Genomic DNA, 8,723 nt, shown 5'->3' with positions numbered 1-8,723 from the left:
AAAAACGACCCGGACGCACATGCGACCGGGTCGTCAAATCCCGCCCTAAACGGTACACCGTTCGCTATCTAAGAAAAGACCTTAACTGAACGGCATTACGGCGCGTGGGGGCTTTTTTCAGTTCGACACGGGTCGGCTGATAGTGCACGGCTTGAATCGACCCGAAGCGCTTGCGCTGCAGGAACCACTTCGTTTCGCAGCCACGCTTCAACGCACCGTCGCCCTCGCGCAGCGCGCGAAGTGCGTTTCGCGGCACCTCTCTGTCTGACGCGTGATCGCCGCTTGCGGCTTTTGTGCGGACGAACTTAGCCATCTCCGTTGGGCAGCGTAATGCTTTTCCGCTGCGTAGTTCTCATGGCAGCCTCGGCTCAGTAGGATCCAATCCTGCTCGCTTCGGCTCGCGCGTGCGATGTCCTGTCTGGCGCGCCCCCTTCGTCCAAAATGCGACGCTTACAAAAAGGGGCAAATTAAATATATTACTCGATTATTGCACACCCGGAACTTTTTCCCGATTCAGCGGTCCAAGAGCGGACTTTTCGTTTTTATCAGTCTGATGGAGCAATGCCACAGAAGTCGTGGCATTGCTCCATCAATGCCCTCCCCTGTGCAACGTGCGTCTTTCCCGCGAGAAACGGTGGCGGCGGCAATCCTATTGACGATTTCAACCTTTAGTTTAGAATTGTGAGCAATACGGCCCAACCCTCTGCGCAGTTTGCACGGTTGGGTTTTCTCGTTAACGGGCCACAACAACATCGATGCCTATCCCGTACGCGAAGCCGCACCTGACCTACGCCCAGCAGTTGAAGCTCCTCAGGGAGCGAGGTCTTACGGTCGACGACGAGCAGCATGCTCTCTGGCACCTTGAGAATCTGGGCTACTATCGGTTAAGTGGATATTTCTACCCGTTCCGTGTTCTGCCTTCACGTGATGGTGACGGGGCCACCAACGATCAGCCGAGGCAGCGCCTGTCGGAATTCACCCCCGGATCGACATTTTCGCAGGTTGCGGACCTTTACAAGTTTGATCAATCTCTGCGGCTGCTCGCGATACAGGCGATCGAGCGACTGGAAGTAGCGCTTAGAGCGAAGATCGCCTACCAGATGGCTTCGAAGCATCCCTGCGCCTATCTCGAGCCCACGCTTCTAGACCCAAAGTTTTGTCAGATCCCAAGCTGCTTACCGGGTGAGGAGCCTCGCAAGTCAAATTTCCAGACGTGGGTCGAGCAACATGACAAGCTTATCGCTAGGTCGAAAGAAGACTTCATGAAGCACTATCGGGGCAAGTATGAACTTCCGGTGCCACTCTGGATCTCCATTGAAGTTTGGGATTTCGGTCTGCTCTCGTACTACTATTCTGGGCTTCGGCAAACTGATCGTCAGGCGCTGGCCTCGGAGCTCGGCATTCCACGAAACATCCTGCTTGGAAGCTGGCTGCGTACAATAAGCCACTTACGGAACATTGCCGCTCACCACAGCCGATTATGGAACCGCTCGCTGACTGATAATCCAAAACCTCCCGGTCGCCACGAGGTGGATCCGCTGTGGCATCTTGCAGGGCCTCAAAATGCGCATTCTCGAGATCGCGTATACGGCGCGCTGGCAGTGACCCAATACCTGCTACAAGCGCTGCGCTTCGACGACCATTGGAAAACCTCACTGAAGGCGCTCGTTGACTCGTTTCCGACCTGTCCGGGTGTCGCCACGGTCGAAGCGATGGGATTTCCCCCAAGCTGGCAGTCGCTTGATCTTTGGAAATAGCTCTTCGTTGACCGGAATCCGTCAACGTATAAGTAACCCATCGGGTCCTGCATCATTTAGGATAACCACTCTAACCGACGACCATGTCACCTATGTCAACTCTGCGGCAATATCGGTTATGTCAAGTTAGCATACCGAAGGGATGAGGCCGCCGATCGGTTAGTTTTCTGCAGAATCTCTTGTTGAATTGCAGGGAGAGAAAACCCTCTGCAAGCCTCTCTTCGACGCGCCGAAAGACGGCTACGCGCGGATGAAAGCGAGAATGTCCGCGTTAATCGTGTCGGCATTCGTCGTGTGCATACCGTGTGGATAGCCGGGATAGACCTTGAGCGTACTGTTCTTTAGCAACTTGGCCTGAAGTAGCGCTGCGTTCTTATACGGAACAACCTGATCATCGTCGCCTTGCATCACGAGCGTCGGCACCGTAATCGCCTCCAGATCCTGATGATCGGTCTCGGAGAACTCCTTGATGCCTTCGTAGTGAGCTTTGGCGCTGCCCATCATGCCCTGACGCCACCAGTTCTGAATGATGCCTTGGGAGATCTTCGCATCGGCACGGTTGTAACCGTAGAAAGGCGTATGAGGGAAGCGGCAAGGGATATATCTGGATGCAACCGTTGAGCGTGGACGACCGCCACGTCGTCCCAATGAACCACGGCTCATACGTCGACCACGATGCGTCCCTTCAGGGAGCGTTCCGCGAATCGCTGCGCGGCATCGATCGCCTGATCGAGCGTCACCGTCTGGGTGATGCGAGCCAGCTTATCCCGAGGCAATTCGGTGGCGAGACGAGCCCACGCCCGCTTTCGCACTTCCATCGGGCACATCACCGAGTCGACACCCAGGAGACTGACGCCCCGTAAAATGAAAGGCGCAACGCTGCTGGCAAAGTCCATCCCCTGCGCGAGTCCGCATGCCGCGACCGCGCCGCCGTAGCGGGTCTGAGCGCACGCATTGGCGAGTGTGTGCGATCCGATGCTGTCGATCACGCCGGCCCAACGCTCCTTTTGAAGCGGCTTGCCCTGCACGGAGAGGGTCTCGCGCTCGATCAGCGAGGAGGCGCCGAGTGCGCCGAGGAAATCACCTTCCTGTGCCTTGCCGGTGGAAGCCACCACGGTATAGCCGTTTGCGCTGAGCAGCGCGATGGCAAAGGTGCCCACGCCGCCGGTCGCGCCCGTCACCAGAATGTCGCCGTCTTCCGGCCTTACGCCCTGCCGCTGAAGCGCCATGACGCACAGCATCGCCGTATAACCGGCGGTGCCGATCGACATGCAGTCAGCGGTAGACAGAGGCGGCGGCACGCGCTGCAACCATTGCCCCGGCAGACGGGCCCGTTCGGCGAGACACCCCCAGTGCGTTTCGCCGAGTCCCCAACCGTTGATGAAGACCTGATCGCCCGACTCCCACCGGGGATCTGCGGATTCGAGCACCACGCCGGCCCCGTCGATGCCCGCGACCATTGGCCACTGACGCACAACTGGCGCGCGGTTGGCGATCGCCAGACCATCTTTGTAGTTCAGACTCGAGTGCCTAATGCGAACGAGCACATCGCCCCGCGCGAGGGGGTTGTCGTCGAGCGCTGAATCGTCGAGGGATTCGAGGTTCGCCGAAAAGCCGGTTTGCTCGTACTTGCGCAGACAGATCGCCTTGAAGGTCATTCGGTGTCTCCAGAGTCGACCACGCCGTTCAGGCGACATTGGTAAAGATGGGTTTGCGCTTTTCCAGGAAGGCCTTCACGCCTTCCACCGCATCGGCTTCGCGTTCTAGCACGCGCGCCGTGCGATGTTCGAATGCCTGTGCGCCCGGCACGCCCGAGGTTTCCGCGAGCAGCACCCCTTTCTTGATCGCGCTGACGACTGCCGGCGCATTCGAGGTAATCGCGCGCGCCAGCGACAGTGCCGCTTCGAGCGCCTGGCCGGGTGGAACCACCCGGCTCACGAAGCCGCATCGGAACGCATCAGCAGCGGACAGCGGCGCGCTCGTCAGCATCAGTTCAAGAGCGGCGGAGCGCCCCATCAACAGCGGCAACCGGCCGATCTGGCCACCTTCAGGCAACATGCCGAGTCGCGCGCCGGGCGATCCGAACGTCGCGTTCTCGCTCGCCACCCTCAGATCGCAAGACATCGCAAGGATCAGCGCGGCGGCGTAGCAATGCCCATTGACCGCGGCGATCACCGGTTTCTTCATGCTCATCGGCTTTAGCATGGGGCCTTCGTCCGTGCCGGCTGCATCCGCGCCGGTCGCCAAGTCGTTGAGGTCGTGACCGCTGGAAAAGGCGATGTCGCCGTCCCCGGTCACGATCACCGCGCGAATCGCCGGATCCGCATCGGCTTGCCCGAAGAGGGTCAGCAGGTCGTCGGACATCGAGCCTGCGAATGCGTTGCGCTTTCTTTCGTTGCTGATGGTGAGGATGCGAATCGCATCGTGTGTCGCTGCCTTGATTTCGGGCATGGCTTCTCCGGTTTCGCAGGCGGCGGCTCGCCGCGATGTCTTGAATGGGTTCGATAAAAAAACGAGAAACGGTCAGCGCCAGCACTGCTCCTTGAGGTCGTAGGCACCGATTCGAAGGTCGGCCTTCTCGCTGCGCAGCACTTTCTTCTGCACGCGCTGAGAATCGGTCAACGGCAATGAATCGCGGTACTCAACGTAACGAGGGAGTTTGAACGCCGCGAGCAGCGGCCGGCAAAACTCGACTATGAGCTCGGGCGGAACGGCCTCGGCCGTAAGGCCCGGAGCGAGCTGGATGTATGCTTTCACCTCTTCCTGGTGGTATGGATCGGGAACGGCGATGACCGCTGCGTCCTGAACCTCGGGCATGCTGCGCAAGACGCTTTCCACTTCCCGCGCGGAAATGTTCTCGCCATTGCGGCGGACCATGTCCTTCAGGCGGCCGACAATGTAGAGATAGCCGTCTTCGTCCTGGCGCGCGATGTCACCGGTTCGGAACCAGCCGTCCAGATAACATTCGGCGGTCGCGTCCTCCCGTTTGTAATAACCCTTGAAAAGCCCGCGCCCGCGCACCATCAATTCACCCCGCTCGCCAGCTTTCACTCGCTGGCCGTTTTCGTCGGCGACCTTGAGCTCGCGAAAGGGTGCCGCGATGCCGCAACTGCCCGAGCCGCTTCGCAACTCGAGCGCGTCGGCCGGCATGTACGCCGCGCCGCCAATTTCCGTCATTCCGTAGAACTCCTGTCCCCGTACATCAAAGCGCTGCTCGAAGTCCCGATGATGGGCCGGCGAGAACGCGAAGATCGTGGCGATCTTCAGTATGTTGTCGGCGTCATCGGGCGACGGCGGTTGCTTGTAAACCATGTCGAACAACGCGCAGTAGTCGCATCCGTGCGCCGATACGTCGCGCATGAACCGCTTCGCCCCGGACTTACGCGGCAGGATTGCACAGCCGCCGCTCACCATTGCATTCAAGAGAATCCGTTGCCCCACCATGTAGAAAAGGCTCGAACCGACATAAAAGCGCGACAGCGGCGTGCCGAAGAACTGCGCCGACGTATGCGCGAGGACGAGCCAGTAGTCGTGCGAAAGCATGCACGCCTTGGAAAAGCCCGTGGTACCCGACGTGTATTGCAGATTCATGAGATTGTCGCGGTGACGAGGAATCTCGCGCGGACGGCTTCCCTTTGCCGCGTTCACGAACGTGTCCCACGCCAGCGATCCCTGTGGCGCCTCGCCGTTCACGATCACGACATGCGCCGGATCGACGCGCGCAGCGGCGATTTCGTGCAAACGCGGCAGGAATTCGGCCTCGATCACAAGATACATCGCGTCGGACGTCTCCAGCGCGTAGTCGATCTCGCGCGCCGTGTACGTGGCATTGACGGGCACGATGACCGCCTGTTGACGCGCCAATGCAAGCCATGTCAGCGCGAACTCCTCACAGTTCCAAGTCATCACGGCGACGTGCGCGCCAGGCCCCACACCGAGGCGATCGAGCGCTGCGGCGACGCGGTCGACGCCGTTCAACACGTCCCGCCAGTTTCGCTTCTCGCCGCTGTCGATGAAGTGCCATGCCGGCTTGTCGCCATGCGCGGCAACGGTCTCCAGCAACTGGTCATAGATGGACTCGGGCAGCGTCGTGGATTCGACGCGGCGGCGCAGTGAAGCAGGGTCTTCCTTATCGAACTGAGCGAACATGGATGTCTTTAGCCTTTCAAGAAGGATTAGCCGGCCGGGATTTCGCGCGAGGGCTTGTGCAGCATCCACTCGGACAAGGACACGGCCAGCACTGTGACCACGATCAGCAAGGTGGCGACGGCGGCGACCACCGGGGTCAGGTCGTCGCGCACGTTCGCCCAGATACGCATCGGAAGCGTTTCGTTGCGGCCCATGATGAAGAGCGCGACCACGAGTTCGTCGAAAGAAACAAAGAACGCGAAGATCGCCGAGGTCGAGATTGACGCGCGAAGGGACGGCAACGTGACATGCCAGAACGCCCTGACGGGCCCCGCACCCATCACGCGCGCCGCGAGTGCGAGTGTTTCTCCGCGCTGACGCAAGCTGCTCGCCACGTTGACCACGACGAAGGGCATCGCCAGCATGCCGTGCGCCATGACGATGCCGACGGTCGACCCATACAGGTGAAAGCGGTTGAAGATGAGCATGACGCCGAGCGCGACGATTATGACCGGAACGACTTGCGGGCTGAGGAGCGCGCCGCCGATCAGCCGGTCCCAGCGCGTCGAGCGTCGAAGCGCAAAGGCGGCCATCGTGCCCAGTACAGTCGCGAAGAGCGAGGACCAGAATCCGATGACGACACTGCGTATCGTCGCGGCAATCCACTCGGGACTGGCGAAGAAGCCGGCAAACCATTTCAGCGTGAAACCGGTCGGCGGGAACTTTAGATAACTGGTCTCGCTCACCGACATCGGTATCACGAGGCACACCGGCAGCACGAGAAAGGCCAGCACCAGCGCGACATAGGCCGGCAGCAGCCACGTGCGCGCGGAACTCGGATGGGCGGGCGTCATTTCGTTCCTCCTTCGCTGGATAGCAAGGTAAAACGCCGCAATACGACGCTGAACGCCGCGACGATTAAGAGCCCCGCCGCAACCAAGGTCATGCCGAGGGCCGAGCCCAGTCCCCAGTCGAGCGTCTCGCTGATTTGCTGGGCGATCACGTTGGCGATCATCGCGTCCTTCGGCCCGCCGACGAGCGCCGGCGTGATGAAGAAGCCGAGCGCGAGCACGAAGGTGAGCACGCCGGCTGACACCGCGCCGCTCACGCTCAGCGGCAGAAACACGCGAATGAACGCACGCGCCGGGCTCGCGCCGAGAATGCGCGCCGCGCTGAGCAATGAGCGATTAATGGTGGACATCGAGGAGAACATGGTCAGAATAGCGATCGGCAGCAGCACCTGAATCATCGCCGCGTAAACGGCGCCGCGCGTGTACAAGAGGTGCAGCGGCGTGTCGGACAGGCCCAGTGCCGCGACCACGCTGTTGATTAGCCCCTCTCTTCCGAGCAACACTATCCAGCTGTACGTGCGGATCAGCACGCTTACCCAAAGTGGAATCGTGATGAACAGCAGCAACAGGCGCTGCTGTCGTGGCGGGCGCATGACGAGAAAGTAGGAAACGGGGTAGCCGATTAGCACGCAGGCCACCCCGACGACCAGCGACAGTCGCAGGGTGCTCATCAGGATCGTGCGGAACGCGCCGTCGGCGAGCACCGGCGCGAAATGCGCAAGCGTCCATCCGTCCTCGCCGCGCACGCTCCAGACGGCCACCTCTCCCACCGGCACGAGAAACACCGCGATGAACAGCAACGCGCCCGGCAGCAGTGGCCAGTAGCGCCACGAACCGAGGCGCCGGAGACCCGCCGGCCGCCGCGCGGGTGCCTCGTCGATGACTCTCGTCGAAGTCATGCTCGCGTCCCCCGTGCTCATTTCAGCCGCCATGCTTGCCAACGCGCCAGCACGTCCTTCTGATGGTCCGCCCAGAAATCGGCATCGAATGTGAACTGAACCGATGCGTTGGCAGTTGCCGTCGGCAATCCTTTAGCTTCATCCGCGCTTAGAATTTTGTACATATCGGCGTTGAAGCCGGAATACGGCAGGCTGCGCGCGATCTGCGCAAGGCGCTCAGGATCGTTCCAGCAGAACTTCATGAATTCCATCGCCGCTTTCGGGTTCTGCGCGCCCTTCTGCACCGAGTAATAGCTGACCATCTGCGACCCGCCATTCCACACGATTGACACGGGAACCTTGTCTTTTTGCAACTGCGCGATGCGGCCATTGAAGGCGGTGACATAGTAGGCATCGCCCGTCGCGAGCAACTGCACCGGCTGCTGGCCCGTCGTCCACCAGACTGTGATGGCGGACTTGATCTCGTCGAGCTTGCGAAAGGCGCGGTCGATGCCGCCGGGCGCCTTCAGAACTTCATAGACCTTGTCGGCCGGCACGCCGTCTGCGATGAGTGCGAACTCGAGGTTTTCCATCGGCGAGTCGCGTAGCGAACGGGGTCCCGGAAAGTTCTTTGTGTCCCAGAAATCGCTCCAGCCGTTGAACTTCTTGCCCGCCGCAACCTTGTCCGTCCGATAACCGATCGCCGTGGTGTACGCGATCGCGCCCATCGCATACGTCTTCCGCGCGATCGCCGGCAGCTTGTTGTCGGGATCCACGACCTTCCAGTCGATCGGAAGCAGCCATTTGTTGCGCTCGGCGACGGGCAACGACGCGCCCTCGGTCGGCGAGATGTCCCAGAGAACGTTGCCTGTCGTTTGCTGCACGCGCATCTGCGCGAGCGAGTCGCCCGTAGACGCATTATTGACGGTGACCCCCGTTGCTTTCGTGAACGGGTCGCCGCACGCGGTTTTGAGAAGATTGGCCCACGCCCCGCCATAGGTAGCCAGAACCATCGAATCCGCCTGTGCATACGCCGACGTGAGCGCAAGCGCCGCGATGATGCCGCACGTCGCATTCCTACGAAATGATGCCATCGACAACTCCAATAT

General features: G+C 60.6%; 8 protein-coding genes and 1 pseudogene. 1 reads left to right on the top strand and 8 read right to left on the bottom strand.

Going from position 1 to position 8,723, the window contains the following annotated elements:
- Nucleotides 1-64: 64 nt before the first annotated feature.
- Nucleotides 65-313 (bottom strand): type II toxin-antitoxin system ParD family antitoxin, encoded by a 249-nt coding sequence (locus QCE49_RS32450; RefSeq protein ID WP_309806832.1) that lies wholly within the window; start codon nt 311-313, stop codon nt 65-67.
- Between the two features lie 442 nt (nt 314-755).
- On the opposite strand from QCE49_RS32450, the gene QCE49_RS32445 reads away from it, so the two are divergent.
- Nucleotides 756-1,757 (top strand): Abi family protein, encoded by a 1,002-nt coding sequence (locus tag QCE49_RS32445; protein ID WP_309806831.1) that lies wholly within the window; start codon nt 756-758, stop codon nt 1,755-1,757.
- Between the two features lie 240 nt (nt 1,758-1,997).
- On the opposite strand, the pseudogene QCE49_RS32440 reads toward QCE49_RS32445, so the two are convergent.
- From QCE49_RS32440 to QCE49_RS32410, 7 genes and pseudogenes are all read right to left on the bottom strand, one after another.
- A pseudogene (locus tag QCE49_RS32440) lies at nt 1,998-2,342 on the bottom strand (alpha/beta fold hydrolase); the annotation flags it as partial.
- A gap of 74 nt (nt 2,343-2,416) precedes the next feature.
- Nucleotides 2,417-3,415, bottom strand: a complete 999-nt coding sequence (locus QCE49_RS32435; RefSeq protein WP_309806830.1) for an MDR family oxidoreductase — start codon at nt 3,413-3,415, stop codon at nt 2,417-2,419.
- 28 nt (nt 3,416-3,443) lie between these two features.
- Nucleotides 3,444-4,208, bottom strand: a complete 765-nt coding sequence (locus tag QCE49_RS32430; RefSeq protein ID WP_309806829.1) for an enoyl-CoA hydratase/isomerase family protein — start codon at nt 4,206-4,208, stop codon at nt 3,444-3,446.
- Between the two features lie 72 nt (nt 4,209-4,280).
- Nucleotides 4,281-5,975: a class I adenylate-forming enzyme family protein gene (locus QCE49_RS32425; RefSeq protein ID WP_309806828.1), complete on the bottom strand. Its 1,695-nt coding sequence runs from the start codon at nt 5,973-5,975 to the stop codon at nt 4,281-4,283.
- A complete protein-coding gene (locus QCE49_RS32420) occupies nt 5,933-6,739 on the bottom strand; it encodes an ABC transporter permease (protein ID WP_309806827.1) in 807 nt (268 codons plus the stop codon). Before QCE49_RS32420 ends, QCE49_RS32425 begins: the two co-directional genes overlap by 43 nt.
- A complete protein-coding gene (locus tag QCE49_RS32415) occupies nt 6,736-7,656 on the bottom strand; it encodes an ABC transporter permease (RefSeq protein WP_309806826.1) in 921 nt (306 codons plus the stop codon). The genes QCE49_RS32420 and QCE49_RS32415 overlap by 4 nt, the downstream gene beginning before the upstream one ends.
- A complete protein-coding gene (locus QCE49_RS32410; protein WP_309806825.1) occupies nt 7,653-8,708 on the bottom strand; it encodes an ABC transporter substrate-binding protein in 1,056 nt (351 codons plus the stop codon). The genes QCE49_RS32415 and QCE49_RS32410 overlap by 4 nt, the downstream gene beginning before the upstream one ends.
- Nucleotides 8,709-8,723: the final 15 nt, after the last annotated feature.

Origin of the sequence: Caballeronia sp. LZ008 (genome assembly GCF_031451435.1) — a bacterium.
GTDB lineage: Bacteria > Pseudomonadota > Gammaproteobacteria > Burkholderiales > Burkholderiaceae > Caballeronia > Caballeronia zhejiangensis.
This window is presented reverse-complemented; position numbering and strand designations above follow the sequence as displayed.